Genomic DNA, 21599 nt, shown 5'->3' with positions numbered 1-21599 from the left:
GCGGGAAGGCCCCCTGGGGCCTGAGCGTGTCCTAACCGGGACGGTTGTGCTGCTCGATGTACTGGCACAGGACGCTGATCGGTGCGCCGCCCACCGACCCGGCGAAGGAGGAGCCCGACCACAGCTTGTTCGCCCGGTAGTGGTGGCGGGCCAGTTCAGGGAACTCGGTGCGCATTCCTGCGGGAGGAGACGCCCTATGTCTTCATGTTCGGCCATAGACCAATGAGATGATCAGCGGGTGCGGCTTCGTTACAACTACCGGATGTATCCCGACGCCGACCAGCGTGCCGCGCTGGCCAATGCGTTCGGGTGCGCCCGCGTGGTGTTCAACGACGCACTGCGAGCGCGGCAGGACGCCCGCGAGCAGGGCTTGCCGTACATCTGTGATGGGGACCTGTCCAAGCGGGTCATCACACAAGCAAAGGCGACGCCGGAGCGGGCATGGCTGGGCGAGGTCTCAGCGGTGCTGCTCCAGCAGACGCTCGCGGACCTGAACGCGGCCTACCGCAACTTCTTCTCCTCCCTGTCCGGGAAGCGGAAAGGCCGAAAGGTCGCCCCGCCCCGGTTTCGGTCACGCCATGACACGCGGCAGGCGATCCGGTTCACCAAGAACGCCCGATTCGCGGTCACCGAGTCGGGCCACCTGCGGTTGCCGAAGATCGGAGACGTGCCGGTCCGCTGGTCGCGGTCGCTGCCGTCCGAGCCGTCATCGGTGACAGTGATCAAGGACAGCGCCGGCCGATACTTCGCGTCGTTCGCGGTCGAGACTTCGGACGAGCCGTTGCCCGAGACGGATTGCGAGGTCGGGATCGACCTTGGGCTGACGCACTTCGCGGTGGTGTCGGACGGCGAGAAGGTGGACAACCCGCGCATCCTGCGGCGCGCGGCCAAGAAACTACGTCGGGCGCAGAAGGCGCTGAGTCGCAAGGAGAAGGGGACTTGTTCCGGCGCCGCGCGAAGAAGCAGTAACCCGCCGGGAGTCGCACGCGCGGCAGACCGGAATCTCCGTCCTTCAGGGCGGAGTGGAAGTCAATCGGCCCTCTTGAACTGCGCGACCGCGATGCCCAGCAGGGCAGCGCCGACCAGCGCCACCAGGCCGAGCTCGACGCCCACGGGCACCTGCCAGCCGAACCACTCCACGCCGGGGTTGAGCACCGCGTTCACCTGCGGCGGGATGTCGAGATGGGCGAAGACCGCCTGCCGCATGGGGTCGACGGCGTAGGTGAGCGGATTGACCGTGGTCAGCACGTGGAGCCACGAGGGCAGGTTGGCCAGCGGGAACATCGCGCCCGACAGGAACATCATCGGCATGATCGCCATCTGCATCAGGCCGAAGAAGGTCTGCATGTTGCGCATGCGGGCGGCCAGCGTGACGCCGAAGGCGGTGATCGTGAACGCCGCGAGGAACATCTCCCCGAGCAGCGTCAGCATCAACCCCGGTGAGTACGGCACGCCCACGAGGCCGGCCATCGCCAGGATGATGAGGCCCTGCCCGCAGGCCACCACCGCCCCGCCGAGGCACTTGCCGACCACGATCGCGCCCCGCGAGACCGGCGCCACGAGCATCTCCCGCAGGAAGCCGAACTCCCTGTCCCACACGATCGAGCCCGCGGAGAACATCGCGGTCATGATGACCGTCATCGAGATCATGCCCGGGTACATGAAGGTGCGGAAGTCGACGCCGGGGATCGAGCCGCTCACCAGCGTGCCGAGGCCCGTGCCCATCACGAACAGCCAGAGCACCGGCTGGATCAGCATCGACAGCATGCGCGTGCGGTCGCTGAGGAAGCGCAGCATCTCCCTGTGCAGCACCACCTTGATCGCCCGCAGGTCGTGGCCGGTTCCGCGTGCGGGGATCCGGACGTTCGCCACGTCTGCCGCCATCATCGCCTCGCCATCGCCTTCATCCACTCGTTGCCCGAGCCCGACTCGGCGTCCCTGATCGTCGAGCCCGTGTAGGACATGAACACGTCGTCGAGAGAAGGCCTCGACACGCTCACCGACTTGATGGACAGCCCGAGCTCGGCGAACAGGCGCGGCACGAACTCCTCGCCCGAGGCGACCGCGAACGTCACGGCGCCCTCGTGGACGGCGGCCTCGATGCCGAACCTGTCGCGCAGCGCCACGATCGCCAGGGCGTCGTCGCCGGTGTGGATCTGCACCCTGTCCTTGCCGACGCTGGCCTTCAGCGCCTCGGGGGAGTCGATGACGACGATCTCACCGTGGTCGATGATGGCGATCCTGTCGCAGTACTCGGCCTCGTCCATGTAGTGCGTCGTCATGAAGATGGTGATGTCCTCCTTGTGACGCAGCTTGTTGATGTAGCCCCAGATGGCGGACCTGGTCTGCGGGTCGAGGCCGACGGTCGGCTCGTCCAGGAAGAGCACGCGAGGGGAGTGCAGCAGACCCCGCGCGATCTCCAGGCGCCGCTTCATGCCGCCGGAGAACGTCATCACCTTGGCGTCCTTGCGGTCCCACAGCGCGACCATCTCCATGACCTGCCTGATGCGGTCGGCCACCAGCTGCTTGGGCACGCCGTACAGCTCGGCGTGGAAGCGGAGGTTCTGCTCGGCGGTCAGGTAGCCGTCGAGCGTCGGGTCCTGGAAGACCAGGCCGATGTTGCGCCGCACCTCGTCGCGCTCCCTGACCACGTCGTGACCCGCGACGCTGGCGCTACCACCCGTGGGGTTGACCAGCGTGCACAGCATGCTGATCGTCGTGGTCTTGCCGGCGCCGTTCGGTCCGAGGAAGCCGAAGACCTCGCCCGGCCGCACCTCGAAGTCGACGCCCTTGACGGCTTCGACCTTGCCGTAGGTCTTCTTCAGACCCTTCACCGTGACCGCGCTCATTCGCCCTCCGCCGGAATCGTGAAGATGGATCTGCGGGTCTCCTGAACAGGGCTGCGCGCGCTCGCTCAGGTGGGCGCGCCCTCGTTCGGTGAGCCGGTAGGCGCGGCCGCCGCCGCGCTCCTCGCCGACCGGCAGCCCTTCGTCCTCGAGCCGCTGCAGCGCGGGGTGGACCGAGCCGGGCGCGAAGTCTCGCATGCCTGTCTGCCCCTACTGTCAAGATAGCGCAAAGATATATCTAGATCTTCAGGACGACAAGCATGTTAAGAGCCGTTAACTAAGAGTGGAGAGGCCCGCGCGCGCCATCGCGCGCAGCACCTCCCTCATCGCCTCGGGCGGCAGCTCGCCCGCGCTGTGCGGCGTCGAGTTGAGCAGCCCGAAGGCCGCGTGGGTCGCGGCCCGCAGGCGCGGAGGCGGGCAGCCGGGGTGCAGCTCGGCCAGGACGGTCACCCACTCCTCGACGTAGAGCCGCTGCAGGCGCCTGATCTGCCGCCGCTGCGGCTCGGGCACGTTGCCCAGCTCCCTGTCGTGCACCGTGATCAGCGCGGGCTGCTCGAGCGCGAACGTGATCTGGGTGTCGAGCAGGGCTTCCAGCGCCTGGGCGGGATCCTGCGCGGCGGTGACGACGGCGACCGCCGCCTCGCGCAGGCGGGTGCTCACGTCGGTGAGCATCTCGGCCAGCAGGGCCTCCTTGCCGCTGAAGTGCCGGTAGAGCGCGGGGCCTGAGACGCCTACCGCGCCGCCGATGTCCTCGATGGACACGCCGTGGTAGCCGCGGGCGGCGAACAGGGTCGCCGCGGCCTCCAGGATCTCGACGCGGCGATTCCGGGTAGGAGTTCTCACATCTCACATTCTAGACACAGACGTTAATGATGATTAACCTTCAGGGCATGTTCAAGCGCAACGCCGAGGTCAACGAGCGGCTGGCGGCCGAGCTGCGCGAGCGCCTGGCTGAGGCCGCCAAGGGTGGACCCGAGCGCTCCAGGCAGCGTCACGTCGAGCGAGGCAAGCTGCTGCCACGCGACAGGGTCGACGGGCTGCTCGATCCCGGCTCCCGCTTCCTGGAGCTGTCGCCGCTGGCCGCCAACGGCCTCTACGACGATCAGGCCCCCGCCGCGGGCATCATCACGGGAGTGGGCAGGGTCTCGGGCCGCGAGTGCGTGGTCGTGGCCAACGACGCCACGGTCAAGGGCGGCACCTACTACCCGATGACCGTCAAGAAGCACCTCAGGGCGCAGGAGGTGGCGCTGCAGAACCACCTGCCCTGCCTCTACCTGGTCGACTCGGGCGGCGCGTTCCTTCCCAAGCAGGACGAGGTCTTCCCCGACCGCGAGCACTTCGGCCGCATCTTCTACAACCAGGCGACGATGTCGGCGCGCGGCATCCCGCAGATCGCCGCCGTCCTCGGCTCCTGCACGGCAGGCGGCGCCTACGTCCCCGCGATGAGCGACGAGGCCGTCATCGTGCGCGAGCAGGGCACGATCTTCCTCGGCGGGCCCCCGCTGGTGAAGGCCGCCACCGGCGAGGAGGTCACCGCCGAGGAGCTCGGAGGGGGCGACCTGCACGCCCGCGTCAGCGGCGTCACCGACCACCTCGCCGAGGACGACGCGCACGCGCTGGCCATCGTCCGCGACATCGTCGCCACGCTCGCTCCCAGGTCCGACTCGCCGTGGCAGCGCGCCGACCCGGAGGAGCCGCACCTAGACCCGCAGGAGCTGTACGGCATCGTGCCGCCCGACCCCCGCACGCCGTACGACGTGCGCGAGGTGGTGCGACGGATCGTCGACGGCTCCCGCTTCCTGGAGTTCAAGGCCGAGTACGGCACCACGCTGGTCACGGGCTTCGCCCACATCCACGGCCACCCCGTCGGGATCGTGGCCAACAACGGCATCCTGTTCAGCGAGTCGGCGCTGAAGGGCGCGCACTTCATCGAGCTGTGCGACCGGCGGAAGATTCCCCTGGTCTTCCTGCAGAACATCAGCGGCTTCATGGTCGGCAAGGCCTACGAGGCAGGCGGCATCGCCAAGCACGGCGCGAAGATGGTGACCGCGGTGTCGTGCGCGCGGGTGCCGAAGTTCACCGTCGTGATCGGCGGGTCGTTCGGCGCGGGCAACTACGCGATGGCGGGCAGGGCATACTCGCCCAGGTTCCTGTGGATGTGGCCGAACGCCCGCATCTCGGTGATGGGCGGCGAGCAGGCGGCCACCGTGCTCACCACGGTCGGCAACGCGGACGCCGACGCCATCAGGGCGCAGTACGAGCACCAGGGCAACCCCTACTACTCGACGGCCAGGCTCTGGGACGACGGGGTGATCGACCCCATCGACACCCGCACCGTCCTCGGACTCGGGCTGTCGGCGGCGGCCAACGCGCCGCTCGACCCCATCGGCTACGGCGTCTTCCGGATGTGATGATGTTCAGCACCGTACTGATCGCGAACAGGGGCGAGATCGCCGTGCGGATCATCCGCACGCTCCGCTCCATGGGCATCGCCTCGGTCGCCGTCTACGTCGAGGCGGACGCGGGCGCGCTCCACGTGCGCCTGGCCGACCACGCGCTCCGGGTCCCGAGATACCTGGACATGGAGGCGGTGATCGCGGCGGCGCAGTCGTCGGGGGCGCAGGCCGTCCACCCCGGCTACGGGTTCCTGGCCGAGAACGCCGAGTTCGCCCGCAGGTGCGCGGCCGAGGGCCTGGCCTTCATCGGCCCGCCCGCCGAGGCGATCGAGGCGATGGGCGACAAGATCCGCGCCAAGCGGACCGTCGCGGCGGCGGGCGTGCCCGTCGTGCCCGGCGGCATCTCCGACCTGGCCTCGTGGAACGACTTCCCCGCGCTGATCAAGCCGTCGGCCGGCGGCGGCGGCAAGGGCATGGTGCTGGTGCGGTCGGCGGCCGAGCTGCCCGAGGCGCTCGCCTCCGCCCGCCGTACGGCGGAGGCGGCCTTCGGCGACGGCACCCTGCTGATCGAGCGCTACATCGAGAACCCCAGGCACATCGAGATCCAGGTGCTCGCCGACGCGCACGGCAACGTCGTGCACCTGGGCGAGCGCGAGTGCAGCCTCCAGCGCCGCCACCAGAAGATCATCGAGGAGGCGCCCTCGCCCTTCGTCACCGCCGAGAGGCGCCAGGCGATGGGGGCGGCGGCCGTCGAGGCGGCCCGCTCGGTCGGCTACACCGGCGCGGGCACCGTCGAGTTCATCGTCGACGGGCGCTCGGGCGACTACCACTTCATGGAGATGAACACCAGGCTGCAGGTCGAGCACCCCGTGACCGAGCTGGTCACCGGCCTCGACCTGGTGGAGCTGCAGGTCCGGGTGGCCGCGGGCGAGCCGCTGCCCTTCGGCCAGGACTCGGTACGGCTGCGCGGCCACGCCGTCGAGGCGCGCGTCTACGCCGAGGACCCCGCGCGCGGCTTCCTGCCCACAGGCGGGCGGGTGCTGGCCCTGCGCGAGCCCTCGGACGTCAGGGTCGACTCCTCGCTGACCGAGGGGCTGGTCGTCGGTAGCGACTTCGACCCGATGCTGTCGAAGGTGATCGCGTGGGCCGAGGACCGCTCCTCCGCGCTGCGGTCGCTGGACAGGGCGCTGGGATCGGCCGCCGTGCTGGGTGTGACGACGAACATCCCGTTCCTGCGGGCGCTGCTCGCCGAGCCGGACGTCGTCGCGGGCGCGCTGGACACCGGTTTGGTCGAGAGGGTGCTGCCGTCGCTCCCGCTGGCCGCGCCCGTCCCTGACGAGGTGCTGGCCGCCGCCGCGCTGGCCTTCCACACCACGCCCCGGGCGAAGGACCCATGGGAGATCGCCGACGGCTGGCGGGTGGGGGAGCCCGCCTGGACCACCTGGCGGCTGGAGTCACGCGACGGGATCCACGAGGTCGGAGTGCGCGGGCTGCCCGCCTCCGGCGCGGAGGTCCGCCTGCCCGCCGCCTCCCCCTCCGACGGCTCCGGCGCAGTGGGCGCCCAGGCCGCGCCTGCTCGGATCGTGGGCGCCAGGGCGGTGGCCGAGGGGGGCGAGCTGGCCGTCACCCTCGGCGGGCGCGCCTTCCGGTTCACGGCGGCCCGCGAAGGGGAGACGCTGTGGCTCGGGCGTGAAGGACAGGCATGGGCGCTGACCAGGCACAGGATCGGTGACCCCGGCGACAGGGCGGGCGCGGCGGGCGCGGGCGACGGCGTGGTGCGCAGCCCCATGCCCGGCACCGTCCTGCTGGTCAAGGTCTCGCAGGGCGACCAGGTGAGCGAAGGCCAGCCGCTGGTCATCGTGGAGGCGATGAAGATGGAGCACACCGTCACCGCGCCCATGGCGGGCGTGATCTCCGAGCTGCCTGTCAAGGCGGGACAGTCCGTCGACATGGACGCGGTCCTGGCCGTCGTCGACACGGAGGAGTGAGAGGCGTGCCGTTCAGAATCGACGGTCTCCCCGAGCGGGTGACGGTCTACGAGGTGGGGCCGCGCGACGGCCTGCAGAACGAGAAGGCGGTCATCCCGGTCGAGGTGAAGGCCGAGTTCATCGACAGGCTCGCCGACGCGGGGCACCGGGTGATCGAGGCGACCAGCTTCGTGCACCCGAAGTGGGTGCCGCAGCTGGCCGACTCCGGCGAGCTGCTCGCGACGCTCAAGCGGCGGCCGGGCATCCGCTACCCGGTGCTGGTGCCCAACGAGCGGGGCCTGGACAGGGCCCTGGAGAGCGGCGTCGACGAGGTGGCGGTCTTCGCCAGCGCCACCGAGACCTTCGCCGCCAAGAACCTCAACAGGAGCCTCGAGACCCAGTTCGACATGTTCGAGCCGGTCATCGCCCGCGCCCTGGAGGCGGGGGTGAAGGTGCGCGCCTACGTCTCGATGGTCTTCGGCGACCCGTGGGAGGGCCCGACCCCGATCGAGCAGGTCGTGCGCGTCGGCACCAGGCTGCTCGACCTCGGCTGCCACGAGCTGTCCCTCGGCGACACCATCGGCGTGGGCACGCCCGGTCACGCCACCGCGCTCGTCGAGGCCTTCGGCGACCCCTCCAGGCTCGCCGTCCACTTCCACGACACCTACGGCCAGGCACTGGCCAACACGCTCGCCGCGCTCAGGGCGGGCGTCACCGTCGTCGACGCCTCCACCGGAGGCATCGGCGGCTGCCCCTACGCCGAGTCGGCCACCGGCAACCTCGCCACCGAGGACCTGGTCTGGATGCTGCGAGGGCTCGGCATCGACACAGGACTCGACCTCGGCAAGCTCGTCGCCACCAGCGTCTGGCTCGCCGAGCGGCTCGGCCGTCCCAGCCCCTCCCGGGTCGTCCAGGCCCTCTCGAAAGGGTGACAACCATGCTCAACGACGAGTACCAAGAGCTGCGCAAGACCGTCGAGTCCTTCGCCCGCGAGGTGGTGGCGCCGGTCATCGGCGACTACTACGAGCGTGAGGAGTTCCCCTACGACATCGTCCGCCAGATGGGCGACATGGGGCTGTTCGGGCTGCCGATCCCCGAGGAGTACGGCGGCATGGGCGGTGACTACTTCGCCCTGTGCCTCGCCCTCGAGGAGCTGGCGCGGGTCGACTCCAGCGTGTCCATCACGCTGGAGGCGGCGGTGTCCCTGGGCGCGATGCCGATCTACCGCTTCGGCACGGCCGAGCAGAAGGCGCACTGGCTGCCCGAGCTCACCTCGGGACGGATGCTCGGCGCCTTCGGCCTCACCGAGCCGGGCGGCGGCAGCGACGTGCCCGGCGGGATGCGCACCACGGCCGTCCTCGAAGGCGACGAATGGGTGCTGAACGGCACCAAGGCCTTCATCACCAACTCGGGCACCTCGCTGACCGGCGTGGTCGCCGTGGCGGCGCTGACGGGCGAGCGGGAGATCTCCACGATCCTCGTGCCCAGTGGCACGCCGGGCTTCGCCGTGTCGAAGAAGTACTCCAAGGTCGGGTGGAACGCCTCCGACACCCGCGAGCTGTCCTTCACCGACTGCAGGGTGCCCGCCGCGAACCTGCTGGGGGAGAGGGGCCGCGGCTACGCGCAGTTCCTGCAGACCCTCGACGAGGGTCGCATCGCGATCGCCGCGCTCAGCGTCGGGCTCGCGCAGGGCTGCGTGGACGAGTCGCTGCGCTACGTCCGCGACAGGCGCGCCTTCGGCCACCCCATCGGCCACTACCAGGCCATCCAGTTCAAGGTCGCCGACATGGAGGTCCGCGCGCACACCGCCCGCCTGGCCTACTACCACGCGGCGTCGCTGATGCTGGCGGGCAGGCCGTTCAAGAAGGAGGCGGCCATCGCCAAGCTGGTCTCCTCCAACGCCGCCATGGACAACGCCCGCGACGCCACCCAGATCTTCGGCGGCTATGGATTCATGAACGAGTTCCCGGTCGGACGCTTCTACAGGGACGCCAAGATCCTCGAGATCGGCGAGGGCACCAGCGAGGTCCAGCGCATGCTGATCGCCAGGCAGCTGGGCATGGGTGATCTGTAGAAATGCTGGAGTTCCGGATTGGACGGACGGTGCGGGAACGATCTAGGGTCCACGTCATGACCTCAGACGATCCGCACATCCGGAGGGCGGAGCCGAGCGACGCAGATGAGATCTTCGCGCTGGCGCGGGAGTTCGGGCTGACCTTCAGACCCGAGCGCGCGGCCTTCGACCTGGCCTTCCCGCAGTTGCTTGACGACGAGGACGCGCTGATCCTCACCGCGGTGGCCGAGGGCCGCGTCCACGGTTACCTGCTGGGTTTCGTCCACCTCACCCTGTTCGCCAACGGGCCCGTGGCATGGGTGGAAGAGGCCATGGTGCAGCCCGGTTTCCGCAGGCAGGGCATCGGCAGGCGGCTGCTGGAGGAGTTCGAGGTCTGGGCGCGCGAACGGCAGGCGGGCTACGTCGCCCTGGCCACGCGGCGCGCCCCCGAGTTCTACAAGGCCCTCGGCTACGAGGAGTCGGCGAACTTCTATCGCAAGGTGCTGCGCTGAGTTTCGTCAGAGCCTGATGGCATCCTGTTGGGCGTGAGTACCAATACCGTGAGCCCCCTGTTCGTCGGCAGGGCCGACGAGCTCGCCACCCTCGAGGGGGCGCTCGGCCGCGCGCGTGACGGCGCCTCCTCCACCGTGCTGGTCGGCGGCGAGGCGGGCGTCGGCAAGACCAGGCTGATCCGCGAGTTCGCCGAGCGTGCCGAAGGGGCCAGGGTGCTCGTGGGCGGCTGCCTCGAACTCGGCACCGACGGCCTGCCGTTCGCGCCCTTCACCGCGGTGCTGCGCAGGCTCGTGCGCGACCTCGGCCGCGACGCCATCGCCGAGCTGCTGCCCGGCGGCTCGACCCGAGGGCTCGGCCGCCTGCTGCCCGAGTTCGGCGAGCCGGAGGGCGACGGGCCCGAGGCCCGCGCCCGCCTGTTCGAGCAGGTGCTCGGGCTGATGGAGCGCCTGGCCGAGCAGCGAGAGACCGTCCTCATCGTCGAGGACGCCCACTGGGCCGACCGCTCCACCCGCGACCTGCTCTCCTTCCTGGTGCGTTACCAGCGCTCCGACCTGCCGCTGCTCATCGTCGTCACCTACAGGGCCGACGAGCTGCACCGCACCCACCCGCTGCGCCCCCTCCTGGCCGAGCTGGGCAGGATCGACTGGGTCACCAGGCTCGAGCTGCGCAGGCTGAGCCGCCGCGAGGTGGTCGAGCAGGCGTCGAGCATCCTCGGCGGCCTGCCGGGCAGGCTCGACGTGGACGACGTCTACTCGCGCAGCGAGGGCAACCCGCTCTTCGTCGAGGCGCTGCTGGCGGGCGACGGGCACGACACGGTCCCCGAGTCGCTGCGCGACCTGCTGCTGGCCAGCGTCGAGCGGCTGCCGGAGGAGACCCAGGAGCTGCTGCGGGTGGCCAGCGCGGGCGGCGCCAGGATCGAGCACGCGCTGCTGACGGCCGTCGCCGGGCTCGACGAGGGGTCGCTGTCCAGGGCGCTGCGGCCCGCCGTGGCCGGAAACGTGCTGGTCGTCGACGGCGAGGGCTACTCCTTCCGCCACGCGCTGATCCGCGAGGCCGTCCACGACGACCTGCTGCCGGGCGAGCGCACCCGCCTGCACACCCGCTTCGCCAAGACGCTCGAGGACAACCCGCTGCTGCTGCCCGCCACCAGGGCGGCGATCGAGCTGGCCCACCACTGGCACGCCGCCCACGACGTACGGCCCGCGCTGATCAGCGCGTGGCGGGCGGCGGCGGCCGCCAGGAAGGCCACCGCCTACGACGAGCAACTCAGAATGCTCACCAGGGTGCTGGAGCTGTGGGATCAGGTGCCCGACGCCGCCGAGCTGCTCGAGACCGACCATCTCGAGGTGCTGAGCACCGTCATCCTCGTGGCGCACCTCGCGGGCGAGTTCGAGCGGGCCATCTCCCTGTCGCGGGCGGCGCTGCGGCTGGTCGACCCCGAGCGCGACCCCACGATCACGGCGGGGCTGCTGCGCAGGCGCGGCCCTGGCCGCCTACGACCTCGGGCGCGCGGGCTACGTCGACGACCTGCGCACGGCGGCCCGGCTGGTGCCCGCCTCGCCGCCCAGCGCGCTGCGCGCCAGGATCCTGGAGGGTCTGGCGCGCATGCTCAACACGCCCGACGTCTGGGCGGAGAAGGAGGCGCACGCCGCTGAGGCGCTGCGCATCGCCCGCCAGATCGGCGACGCTACGACCGAGGCCCAGGCGCTCATCACCCTCACCTGGTCGCGCAGCCACCGCGCGGACACCAACCAGGACCTCACCGGCTACGCCGAGGCCAGAAGGATCGCGGGCGAGGCGCGCGCCTACACCGCGCTGATGCGCGCGGCCATCTCCGAGTCCGACACGCTGGAGGGCTGGGGGCGCCACGAGGCCGCCACCGAGGTCGCCCGCAGGGGCATCGCCCAGGCCGAGGAGTACGGCGTCGCCCGCACCTCGGGCGCGTTCCTCGCCATCAACCTGGCCGAGCCGCTGGTGTCGCTGGGCCGGTGGGACGAAGCGCTCGAGGTCATCGAGCACGCGCTCGACCTGGCGCCGCCCCCTCCCTACCGGGCCAGCCTCATGGGGTTCTCCCTCGACATCCTGCTGGCCCGCGGCGACGTCGAAGGGGCCGAGGCGCTCTTCCACGAAAGTCACAGCATTCTCGCCAAGGGCACCTACCGCGACCAGACCCTGCTGCCGAACCTGCGCAGGGAGCTCAAGCTGCGCCTGGCCCAGGGGCACGACGCGCAGGCGCTCGAGCTGATCGCCGCGGTCCTGCGCGCGGAGGACGCGCACGCCAACCCCCGTTATGCCAGCCCCCGCTACGGCTGGCCCTTCCTCGTCTCCGCCCTCCACGCCGCCACCGTGATCATCCCCGGCCGCGCGGGCGCGCCGGGCTCTCCCGGTACGGCGGCCCGCCCCGGCCCGTCCGGTACGCAGGGCGGGCCTGGCCCGTCCACCGTGGCGGGTCCGCCCGGCTCGTCCGTCGTGGCGCGCGGTGTGATGGGGCTGCCGGGAGCGGCGCTTCCCGACGGCGAGGAGGCCACCGCCGAGCAGGTGGCGCTGAGGCTGCGCGAGGTGGCGGAGAAGCTCGAGATCAGGGGCGAACTCCAGCGGGCGCAGAGCCTCACCTTCGCCGCGATGATCTCCCGCGACCTGGCCGCATGGGACACCGCGACGCAGGCGTGGGAGGCGCTGAGCCAGCCGTACGCGCGGGCCCAGACGCTGCTGGCCGCAGCGGAGGCGGCGATCGCGCCGCCGGGCGGAAAAGAGCCGGTGGGTCAGGCGGGCGGCGTTCGCGAGTCGGTGGCCGAGCGGTTGTCCACGGCCCGCGCGCTGGCCGAACGGCTCGGGGCCGTGCCCCTCCTGGCCGAGATCGACTCGCTGGCCCGCCGCGCCCGCATCTCCCTCACGGGGGAGGCTCCGGCCGAGGAGACCAGGCTCGGGCTGACCGCCCGCGAGTTCGAGGTGCTGAAGCTGGTCACGAGGGGGTTGAGCAACAGGGAGATCGCGGGGGAGCTGTTCATCTCGGTCAAGACGGTCAGCGTCCACGTGTCGAACATCCTCGCCAAGCTCGGCGCCGCCTCACGAGGCGAGGCCGCCGCCACCGCCCACCGCCTCCACCTCTTCACCACCGCATAACCGGCACGACCTGCCCCTGCGGGCCGCAGGGCGCTGAGCTGTCCGGACAGGGCTCAGCGCCGACCCGGTGCCGATGTCCCTCGGATCCGGAACGCGCGCGTGTCCGGCGCCGGTCTCGTCGAGGGTGAAGGGGTTGGCGCAGGAGGTCTTGACGGCCGGGCTCAGCAGGCTGGAGCGACAAGGCGAGCACGGCCTCGCGTGGCGGCACCGTGCTCGGGATGTCTGTCAGACGTTGATGGCCTTGTTCTGTGCGGCATCGAAGAGGCGTTGGCCGGACTGGTCGTCGCCGGTGATGGTGAGCCATCCGTCGGTGACGGCTTCGGCGAAGGCCTCCTGGTCGCCGAGGACACGGGACAAGGTGTCGGGGTCGGAGTCGATGATCGTGTCGGGTGGGTCGTGCGGCTCTCCACGCCTCACGTCGACGAGGTGGCCGTCGGCGACCCGGAGGGTGAAGCGGTATCGGCCGAGGCGTATCTCGTAGGTGGCGCTCCAAGGTCGTTCTGGCTGCGGGCTGAACAGGCTGCGCAGCCTGATCATCGCGGAGTCCGCACTCACAGGGTCAGAGGATCGTTCAGGCGCGAGCGCGCCCCAGTGTCCCAGCGCGACGACGACGGGATCCAACGCGGTGCCCCATTCGGTCAGCTCGTAGACCTGCGAGGCGGCCGGTGGGGGAAGGGTGCGGCGCCGTACGACGCCGGCGGCCTCCAGTTCCCGCAGTCGCTGGGCCAGGACCTTGGGACCCGCGTTCGGCAGTCCGGCCTGCAGGTCGGTGAACCGTTTCGGGCCGAGCAGGAGTTCGCGAACGATCAGCAGGGCCCACCGCTCGCCCACATGGTCGAGTGCGGTCGCGATCGCGCACCCATCACCGTACGGACGGTTCGTCGTCATGGTTTCCACCATACCCATGGCGACTCGCTCTTGACCATGCATCAGCTACCTGTTAGACCTGTCAGTACTTCCCGATAGAAAGTAGTCACTAGTCGATAGGAAGGGCTGATATCGATGGAGCGCACAGCCGTCAACCCCTGGCCGTTCTCGGTCCCGCTCGGCTTCGACCAGGCGCAGCTCGTCGAGGGGCGCCGACGAGAGCTCATCTGCAGCGCACAGGACGCAGTCGACGCCAACGGCGACTCGCAGCACCCGGGTGACCTGGCCGCCCAGCTCGGGCTCGCGCTCGACAACCTCGAAGCGGTCCTGGCCGGCGCCGACATGACCCTCGCCAACGTGGTCCGGCTCAACTTCTACACCACCGACGTCAACAGCCTGCTGCAGCACTTCCCTCTTGCGACGAAGCGCTTCGGGGGCAAGCGCTTCGCCACCACCGTGCTCGGCGTCGCGAGCCTCGCAGGGCCTGACCTGCTCGTCGCGATCGAGGCCACCGCGATGGACTGAACCGGCCGAGCCGCGACCGCGATGGACGGCACTGAGCCGCGAACGCGATGGACTGAACCGGCCCGAGCCGCGACCGCGATGCACGGCACTGAGTCGCGAACGCGATGGACTGCGCCGGCCGAGCCGCGACCGCGTCTGCGGCCCGGTCGATCCCCGACGACAGAACTTCCCGAACGGGAACCGGCGTCGGCGGACTGGCCACCCACAAGAACAGGAGAAGGACATGCCCATCGGATACCTCGACGTGCCCACCGGTGCCGACCTCGAGACCAAGCGGGAACTCGTGAAGGCGATGTACGAAGCCATGCGCGAGGCCTACCCGTTCCCTGACGACACACGGATCTTCCTGCGCGAGTGGGCGCTGGACAGCGTGAGCCAGAACGGGCTCCTCGGCTCCGAACCGGCCAGGCCCGCATTCGTCGCCCATGTACCCGAGGGCGTCGACCTCGACGTCAAGCGCACGATGCTGAAGAAGCTCAACACGGCGGTCGCCAAGGCCTACCGGCTGCCGTGGTTCATCACCTTCCTCCACGAGCACCCGCTCGACCTCGTGGCGGTCGACGGAGTCGTCCTCGCGGACGACCAGCAGCGCGTCGAAGACCAGCGAGAGGCCTACAGCTGAGCAGTCCAGGGCGCGGGCTCCCCAGGAGTCCTGAGGCGGTGAGGGGCGCGGCGGGCCGGTCACGCTACGGCATGCCGAAGTGACGCAGGAGGCGAAAGGTCACGATGCGTTACGCTCGTCGCAGCCATGGATCTACCGCGCGACCTCCCCCGAGACCTCTCCGGCGCTTTTCGCGTCGTCGGCCTGCCCTGGCCGGACGCCCGGCTGGACCACTTCGACGGAGTGCTCGCCGAGCTCGGCGACCGCCCCGAGGTGCGGCCACTGCGCGACCACGTCCGCGCGCTGCGGAAGGCCCAGCGGGTCTTCTTCGAGCACCTGCGAGACCTCGCCGACGAGCACGACGGCGACGGCATGCGCCTGATCCGGCACAAGGACCGACCGTGCGTGAGCGCGGTGCGGGAGAAGTGGGCCAGGACCGCGGCGCAGATGGCGGACTACCACGAGGCCGTCAGCGCCCGGACCCGGCAGGCCGTCGGAGGGCTGCACGCCTCCTGCGAGCTGTCTGTGGTCCCCGACTACCTCGACGGCTCCCGGCCCGCCTGGCTGGAGCGACGGCCCGAGCGCGGCATCCGCGACGAGCCCACCGCCGGCCGCGCGCCCGCCGCCGGGGCGCTGCTGCGCTGGCGCGAGGACCCGTACGGGCCGCGGATCTGCGTCGTCACCGGCTCGCCCGCCTCGGGCAAGACCCGGCTGCTGGCCTGGTTCAGCCACTCCACCGTCTGGCACTGGTCGGGCTACGCGAGCGCGGCCGAGGCCGCCGTCTGGTTGCGCGGCATGGAGGTCGAGGAGGCCGTACGCGAGCTGGCTCGGCAGCTGCGGCTCGACGGCGACGAACCGAACGGACCGCCGGCGCACGAAAACGCCGGCCCAGGCCGCGCCCTCACCGGTCCGCTGGCCGCCCTCGACCGGCCCGTGCTCGTCACGCTCGCCGACCCGCATCGCAGCGCCGACCCCGGACGCACCCTCGCCGAGCTGGTCCGCCCCCTGGCCGCCGACCCGCGCGTCCGCCTGCTCGTGGAGTTCCCCGACCCCGCCGCCCTGCGGTCCTGTCTGACCGGCTCGGCCGAGCTTTCCGGCGTGCCGGTCTTCGTGCTGGACCTGGACGACCCGCGCTGCACCGACCTGGACGCCTTCACCGCGTGGTACGCGGCCGAGCGCGCCGGGCGCTCCCCTTTCACCGCGAACCAGGTCTACCCCTCCCCGGCGCTCGCCGCCATCGCCGCCCGCGCCCGGGGCGCCGACCCGGGGCCGGGCCTGCCCATCGCGGAGCGCGTGGCGGGCGCCTGGCTGGGCGGCCTGTCAGCGGCGGCCCGCGCCGCCGTCGGCACGCTCGCCCTCGCCTTCGCCCCGATCGGCCCGTACACCTGGCGGCTGCTGCACTGCGGACGCCACCGCGACGACCCGGAGGCGGCCGCCCGCGGCGTGGCGGAGGCCGCCGAACATCTGCCCCTCGCCGAGCCGGGCCTGCCCGCGTATGCCGTGGACCTGCCCGCCCTGGCCGAGGCCGTGGCCCCGCCTCCCGAGGCGCACCGTGAGCTGGCGGCCGTCATGCGCGGCTGGCCGGTCTCGGTGGAGCTGTCCCCTCCCGAGTACGCGCGCCTGCACCTGGCCGGGCACGAACGCCTGGCCGGCGGACCGGAGGGCATCGCGCCGCTCCCGCTCTGCCGGCCCCCGGTCAGGGTCACGCGCGAGCTGCTGGAGAGCCTGTACGGCACGGGCGGCGTCATCCGGTTGACGCCGGAGGAGATCCATCCCGCCATCACCCACGGGCCCACCCGCCGGTTCCTGGCCGAGGTCGGCCTGCCCACGAACGGCGTGCACGAGGAGGACTGGACGGGCGACAGCCTGCGCTGCGTCAAGCCCATGACGGAGACGTGGCCCGAGGAGGACGCGCGGGAGCTGCGCGCCTGCGCCAGCCTTCCAGACGACCTGGGCGCGGTGTTCATGCTCGACTCGCCGCACTCCTGGTACCTCTTCATGGACGGCGGGACCGGCCTGGTCCACGAGGTGCCCGAGGGGCTGGAGACCGCCCGCGTCGCCCACCGGGACGTCGAGTCGTACGTCTATTTCGCGTACGTGATCCACCGGGAGCGCGCGCTGTGGTGCGGCAAGGACGCCCACCCCGACGCGGCCTACTGGTGCGCCGAGGACCTCGTACTGGAGCTGCACACCTACGAGCCGCAGGCCATGGCGGGCGACGAGCCGCTCTGGCCGCCGACCCTGCTCGACTACACCCTCCTGTGACGTCGGCGGGGGGAGGGTCAGCTGGTGAGCTGGGCGTCGAGGCGGTAGCCGTCGACCGTGACGTACACCTGGTCGCCGGGCCTGGCGTTCAGGCGCATCAGCACGGGCTGCAACGAGTCGAAGACCGGCTGCTGGTCGCGCCAGACGAGCACCACCGCGTTGTCACCCGGCCCCGTCACCGACAGCAGGGTGCCGGGGCGCATCCCGAGCTGGGCGGCATACCCCTCGGGAACCGCCACGGGCGCGCCGCGCAGGTGCTCGGGCGTGACGTCGATGCGCTGCCACCGGCGCGGATCGGAGGTCGGGCTCGGCGGCGGGGGCGGCGGCGTGGAGGGCGCGCCCGCCAGCAGAGGCGGCGGCGCGGAGGAGCCGGCGAGCAGGGGAGAGCGTCCGCCTGACAGCGCCGACAGCGTGGCCAGCGCCGCGCTGGGGTCGATCTGCTGCGGCGGCGCGGGCGGCACGGGCTGTCCGCCTCTGTGGTGGTGGCCGTTGGCCCCGGGCGTACGGCGTGGCAGCGGCTGCTGGACGGCCGGCTGCGCGCTGGGCCCGTCGGAGGGCGCCTCGGCGGGCAGCGCGTCGAGCCAGGCCTTGGCCGAGTGCCGCCTGATGCCGAGCTCGGCCAGCAGCTCCTCGACGTCGGCGTCGGCGGGATGGGCCGCGAGCAGTTGCCTGGTGCGCGCCTGCAGTCCTGTCAGGTCGCCCACGACGAGCCAGCCGTCCTGCAGACGACGGTCGGGCATGAGCGTGACGAGCACCCGCCACAGCGGGCTGCGCAGGGTGGGCACGATGACGGGGTGGGCAGGGTCGGCGCCGATGAGCTGGTCCTCGGTGGCGGCGGTGCCGAGCCACTCGGTGAGACGGAACATGTGGCCGGTCACCGGCGCGGACTCGGAGGAGCGCAGCCAGTGCAGCACGCGCTCCTCGGCGGTGCGCTGGGCCTGGGACAGCACGTCCCTGTCGACCAGGAGTTTGTGGGCGAGGGTGCGCAGGGTGTCGGGCTCGGCGGCGAACAGGCGATTGACCGCGACGGCCAGCTCGAGCCGGTCGAAGGAGCGGAACAGCCCGTCGACGACGCGCACCATGGGGTAGTCGTCGTCAGGCGTCTCCGCGATGGGTGGCGCGGCGAAAGTGGGTGGCGCGTAGGAGCTGGGGGACGGCGGCGCGAAAGGCGAGACCTGGCCCGGCTGACCCGTCTGACCAGGATGCGGCTGACCGGGTTGTCCGGGCTGGCCCGGCGCCTGCTTCGCGCCGGGACCGGCCTGCGAGCCGGCCTGGCCCTGCGAGCCCGGCTGGCCCGGGTGCGAGCCGTTGGACCCTGGCCCTGGCTGCCCGGCCTGACCGGGGAAGGCTCCGCTTGAGGGGCCCACGGCGGGAAAGGACCCGGTGGAAGGCCCGCCACCGGGCTGGCTCGGGAAGGAGCCGGTCGAAGGACCCACCGCGGGCCGGCTCGGGAAGGAGCCGGTGGAGGGACCGACGGCGGGTTGACTCGGGAAGGAGCCGGTGGAGGGACCGACGGCGGGTTGACTCGGGAAGGAGCCGGTGGAGGGACCGACGGCGGGTTGACTCGGGAACGAGCCGGTCGAAGGACCTACCGCGGGCTGACTCGGGAACGAGCCGGTCGAGGGGCCCGCGCCGGGGGCGCCAGGCTGGTTCGGGAAGGGTCCTGTCGATGGGCCGCCGCCGGGCTGGCCCGGGAACGAGCCGGTGGAGGCGGGGCCGCCGGGCCGCTGCGGCAGGGGCGCGCCCTGGTCCTGGCCCTGAGACGCGGGCTGGCCAGGAGCGCCGGCCCCGGGAGCCTGTGAGCCGGGACGGGAGACTCCGGGAGCGTCCGGCGTGGCCGAGCCGGGAGCCGAAGGGCCGGACGGGCCCGCCGCGGCGGGCCCCTGCACGGGAGAGCCGAGACCGGACGCGCCGGGATGGGCCGCGCCGGGATGGGACGGAGTCCCCTGACCGCCGGCCTGCTGGGGCGAGAAGAACCCGCCCGAAGGCGCCCCCTGGGCGGGGACGTTGGCGGGACGCTGGGGGAGCGCTCCCGCCGGACGTACGGCTGGGGCCTCCGACGTCGCGGGGATGCGCCCGAGGACCTCCCTGAACACCGAGCCCACCACGACCTCGGTCGAGGCGGAGGAGGACGGCGCGCCGAGGTCGCCCGTGCTGAGCCGGCGGAGCACCCGCCATCCGCCCAGCCCGGTGATCACCGTGCGGGCGGGTTCGGGCCAGCCGGGCAGGGACGGGTCCACCTGGTGCACGTGCAGCGCGGGCAGCACGTCGGCCAGCGGCAGGTGGTCCCAGCGGGAGGCCGCGAGCCGCGCGAGCCGTTCGCACATCCACTCGACACCGGTGGTGCCGAGGGCTCGCGACAGCGAGAGCGAACCCCACCAGCCGGCGGGGAGTCGAGGGTCGGCCAGGGCTTCGGCGACCTGCTGAGGACGGCTCCAGCGCAGCGCAGGGACCAGGTCGCTCAGGCAGATCGATGACTCGACGTCCATCGGCGGACCGCATCCTCCCCAAAAGTTGTGACGCGTGTGGCTAATGGTGCAGCCTACGCCGCAAGCTATCAATCGGTGTGAATAGGGTAAAGACGATTGGAACCCAAACCGTACCGTGGGCGTCCCCCCACGATGGCCACCGCGTCGGCTCCCGCCGAGCACCCCGCCTCGAGAGATGCCAGGTCAGAGCCGCCCCTGAGTCTCGCGGTGAGAAAACCCGCCGCGAAGGCGTCGCCTGCGCCGGTGGAGTCGATCACGTCGCGCTCTCTGCCCGCGGTGGCGGCGGTTACGCGTCCCTCCGTGGCGAGGATCGCGCCCTCCGCGCCGAGCTTCACCACCGCCGTGCCGTACCTGAGGCTGAGGGCCGAGGCGGCGGCCTGCGGGGTGGCGGCGCCGGTCAGCAGGAGCGCCTCGTCCCTGTTGGGAATGATCAGGCCGGCGGGCGCGGTCTCGGTCAGGAAGCGTTCGACGCCGAAGTCGCGCAGGAAGCCGGTCGAGGCCGGGTCCACGCTGATCGTCAGGCCGAGCGACGAGGCGGCGGCCATCGCCAGCCTGGCCAGCTGGAGACCGGGCTCGGCGAACAGCGTGTAGCCGGACAGGTGGAGGTGGCGCACGCCGTCCAGCAGGTCGGGCGACCAGTCGTCGGCGGAGATGCGGCCGCCCGCGCCCCTGTTGGTGAGCATGGAGCGCTCGCCGGTGACGTCGACCATCGCGATGACCACGGCGGTCGGGTGGTCGGGGTCGACGCGGGCGTGCGGGCGCACGCCCGCCTTGGTCAGCTCGGCGGTGTGCCATTCGCCGGTGTCGAAGCCGACCCTGGTGAGCAGACGGACGTCGGCGCCCAGGTGGGCGGCCCACGAGGCGGTGTTCGCCCCCGAGCCGCCCGGACGCAGCACGATGTCGGCCGCGGTGTCGGTGCCGGTGCTCACGGGCGCGCCGTGGAGGGCGACGACGTCCGTGACGACGTCGCCGATCACCAGGAGCCCTGCGCTCATCTCCCGGACCACGCGACCGCGATGTCGCTGGCGACGCGGACGTTGCCGCGGACGGCGGCCAGGTTGGCCTCGAGGGAGGCGCCGTCGGTGCCGCGCACGAGGTACGACAGCAGGAACGGGGTGATGGCCTGCCCCGTGACGCCCTCGCGCTCGGCGGCGGCCAGCGCCTCGGCCAGCACGCGGTCGTGCAGGGCGGGGTCGAGCTGCTCGGCGACGGGCACCGGATTGGCGATGATCAGCGCGGTCTCAGGGCCGCCCAGGGCGTCCTGGCCGCGCATGATGGCGGCGGCCTGCTCGGGCGACTCGATCCGCCAGTCGATCGGCTCTCCGGAGCTGTGCAGGTAGAAGCCGGGGAAGGTGTCGGTGCGCAGCCCCGCGATGGTGACGCCGCGGGTCTCCAGGCGCTGCAGCGTGGCGGGCACGTCGAGGATCGACTTCACGCCCGCGCAGACGACGGTGATGCGGGTGCGGGCCAGCGTGTCGAGGTCGGCGGACTCGTCCTGCTCCTCGGTCCAGCCCCGGTGCACGCCGCCGAGGCCGCCGGTGGCGAAGACGCGGATGCCCGCGCGGGCGGCGAGGAACGAGGTCGCCGAGACGGTGGTGGCGCCGCTGGCCTCGAGGGCGGCGGCGACGGGCAGGTCGCGCTGGCCCAGCTTACGAAGGCCAGGCTCGGTCGCGATGCGCACCAGCTCGACCTCGTCCAGGCCGATCCTGGCCACACCGTCCAGCACGGCGATGGTGGCGGGAACCGCGCCCGCCTTGCGGACGATCTCCTCCAGCTCCCTGGCGACCTCCAGGTTCCGCGGCTGCGGCAGCCCGTGAGAGATGATCGTGGACTCGAGGGCCACGACGGGAGCGCCCGAGGCGAGCGCCTCGGCGACCTCGGCGGACGGGCGGAGGGCGGGGTCAGTGGTGCTGGGCATGAGGTGGTTCGAGCTCCTTGGACGTGCCGGCGCTGG

18 protein-coding genes and 1 pseudogene are annotated in these 21599 nt (G+C 71.8%); 11 read left to right on the top strand and 8 right to left on the bottom strand.

Going from position 1 to position 21599, the window contains the following annotated elements; all coding sequences use genetic code 11:
* Positions 1-31 precede the first annotated feature (31 nt).
* Positions 32-175 carry a transposase gene (locus FHR33_RS10830; RefSeq protein ID WP_221241049.1) on the bottom strand — a complete coding sequence of 48 codons (144 nt, stop codon included), beginning with the start codon at positions 173-175 and terminating at the stop codon, positions 32-34.
* Positions 176-238: 63 nt separating this feature from the next.
* On the opposite strand from FHR33_RS10830, the pseudogene FHR33_RS10825 reads away from it, so the two are divergent.
* Positions 239-901, top strand: a pseudogene (locus FHR33_RS10825) (RNA-guided endonuclease InsQ/TnpB family protein); the annotation flags it as partial.
* A gap of 128 nt (positions 902-1029) precedes the next feature.
* Here FHR33_RS10825 and FHR33_RS10820 read toward each other — a convergent pair.
* From FHR33_RS10820 to FHR33_RS10810, 3 genes are all read right to left on the bottom strand, one after another.
* A complete protein-coding gene (locus tag FHR33_RS10820) occupies positions 1030-1872 on the bottom strand; it encodes an ABC transporter permease (RefSeq protein WP_312895460.1) in 843 nt (280 codons plus the stop codon).
* A gap of 11 nt (positions 1873-1883) precedes the next feature.
* On the bottom strand, positions 1884-2849 hold the full coding sequence (locus FHR33_RS10815; protein ID WP_358151559.1) for an efflux ABC transporter ATPase subunit, DrrA-related: 966 nt from the start codon (positions 2847-2849) through the stop codon (positions 1884-1886).
* A gap of 270 nt (positions 2850-3119) precedes the next feature.
* The gene (locus FHR33_RS10810) at positions 3120-3689 is read right to left on the bottom strand and encodes an SACE_7040 family transcriptional regulator (protein ID WP_183645822.1); all 570 of its coding nucleotides are present in this window, start codon (positions 3687-3689) and stop codon (positions 3120-3122) included.
* 47 nt (positions 3690-3736) lie between these two features.
* Here FHR33_RS10810 and FHR33_RS10805 point away from each other — a divergent pair, with 47 nt between their 5' ends.
* From FHR33_RS10805 to FHR33_RS51700, 7 genes are read left to right on the top strand one after another with little or no spacing between them, the layout of a single operon-like run.
* Complete coding sequence (locus tag FHR33_RS10805; protein WP_246451740.1) at positions 3737-5257, top strand: carboxyl transferase domain-containing protein; 1521 nt, start codon at positions 3737-3739, stop codon at positions 5255-5257.
* A gap of 2 nt (positions 5258-5259) precedes the next feature.
* Complete coding sequence (locus tag FHR33_RS10800) at positions 5260-7230, top strand: ATP-binding protein (protein WP_183645820.1); 1971 nt, start codon at positions 5260-5262, stop codon at positions 7228-7230.
* Positions 7231-7235: 5 nt separating this feature from the next.
* A complete protein-coding gene (locus FHR33_RS10795) occupies positions 7236-8141 on the top strand; it encodes a hydroxymethylglutaryl-CoA lyase (protein ID WP_183645819.1) in 906 nt (301 codons plus the stop codon).
* A 5-nt stretch (positions 8142-8146) separates the two neighbouring features.
* The gene (locus tag FHR33_RS10790; RefSeq protein WP_183645818.1) at positions 8147-9283 is read left to right on the top strand and encodes an acyl-CoA dehydrogenase family protein; all 1137 of its coding nucleotides are present in this window, start codon (positions 8147-8149) and stop codon (positions 9281-9283) included.
* 56 nt (positions 9284-9339) lie between these two features.
* The gene (locus FHR33_RS10785) at positions 9340-9774 is read left to right on the top strand and encodes a GNAT family N-acetyltransferase (protein WP_183645817.1); all 435 of its coding nucleotides are present in this window, start codon (positions 9340-9342) and stop codon (positions 9772-9774) included.
* A gap of 33 nt (positions 9775-9807) precedes the next feature.
* Positions 9808-11430 carry an ATP-binding protein gene (locus FHR33_RS10780; RefSeq protein ID WP_183645816.1) on the top strand — a complete coding sequence of 541 codons (1623 nt, stop codon included), beginning with the start codon at positions 9808-9810 and terminating at the stop codon, positions 11428-11430.
* Positions 11381-12898, top strand: coding sequence for a LuxR C-terminal-related transcriptional regulator (locus FHR33_RS51700; protein ID WP_183645815.1), 1518 nt, complete (start codon positions 11381-11383; stop codon positions 12896-12898). The genes FHR33_RS10780 and FHR33_RS51700 overlap by 50 nt, the downstream gene beginning before the upstream one ends.
* A gap of 225 nt (positions 12899-13123) precedes the next feature.
* On the opposite strand, the gene FHR33_RS10770 is transcribed toward FHR33_RS51700, so the two are convergent.
* Positions 13124-13786 carry an HxlR-like winged helix-turn-helix transcriptional regulator gene (locus FHR33_RS10770; protein ID WP_221241048.1) on the bottom strand — a complete coding sequence of 221 codons (663 nt, stop codon included), beginning with the start codon at positions 13784-13786 and terminating at the stop codon, positions 13124-13126.
* 114 nt (positions 13787-13900) lie between these two features.
* Between FHR33_RS10770 and FHR33_RS10765 the strand changes: the two genes are divergently transcribed.
* The 3 genes from FHR33_RS10765 to FHR33_RS10755 all read left to right on the top strand — a co-directional run bounded on the left by FHR33_RS10765 (position 13901) and on the right by FHR33_RS10755 (position 17156).
* Entirely contained in the window at positions 13901-14290 is a 390-nt protein-coding gene (locus tag FHR33_RS10765; protein ID WP_183645814.1) for a RidA family protein, read from the top strand.
* Between the two features lie 223 nt (positions 14291-14513).
* The gene (locus FHR33_RS10760; RefSeq protein WP_183645813.1) at positions 14514-14912 is read left to right on the top strand and encodes a tautomerase family protein; all 399 of its coding nucleotides are present in this window, start codon (positions 14514-14516) and stop codon (positions 14910-14912) included.
* A 126-nt stretch (positions 14913-15038) separates the two neighbouring features.
* Entirely contained in the window at positions 15039-17156 is a 2118-nt protein-coding gene (locus tag FHR33_RS10755; RefSeq protein WP_183645812.1) for an SUKH-4 family immunity protein, read from the top strand.
* Positions 17157-17173: 17 nt separating this feature from the next.
* Here FHR33_RS10755 and FHR33_RS10750 read toward each other — a convergent pair whose 3' ends face one another.
* The 3 genes from FHR33_RS10750 to FHR33_RS10740 form a co-directional block, all read right to left on the bottom strand.
* Positions 17174-19645 carry a hypothetical protein gene (locus FHR33_RS10750; RefSeq protein ID WP_183645811.1) on the bottom strand — a complete coding sequence of 824 codons (2472 nt, stop codon included), beginning with the start codon at positions 19643-19645 and terminating at the stop codon, positions 17174-17176.
* 68 nt (positions 19646-19713) lie between these two features.
* Positions 19714-20640, bottom strand: coding sequence for a carbohydrate kinase family protein (locus FHR33_RS10745; RefSeq protein WP_183645810.1), 927 nt, complete (start codon positions 20638-20640; stop codon positions 19714-19716).
* Positions 20637-21563 carry a pseudouridine-5'-phosphate glycosidase gene (locus tag FHR33_RS10740; RefSeq protein WP_183645809.1) on the bottom strand — a complete coding sequence of 309 codons (927 nt, stop codon included), beginning with the start codon at positions 21561-21563 and terminating at the stop codon, positions 20637-20639. The genes FHR33_RS10745 and FHR33_RS10740 overlap by 4 nt, the downstream gene beginning before the upstream one ends.
* Positions 21564-21599: the final 36 nt, after the last annotated feature.

Source organism: Nonomuraea dietziae (assembly GCF_014195505.1).
Lineage (GTDB): Bacteria > Actinomycetota > Actinomycetes > Streptosporangiales > Streptosporangiaceae > Nonomuraea > Nonomuraea roseola.
Note: the sequence above shows the minus strand (reverse complement) of the source record. Positions and strands in the feature narration are given on the sequence as shown.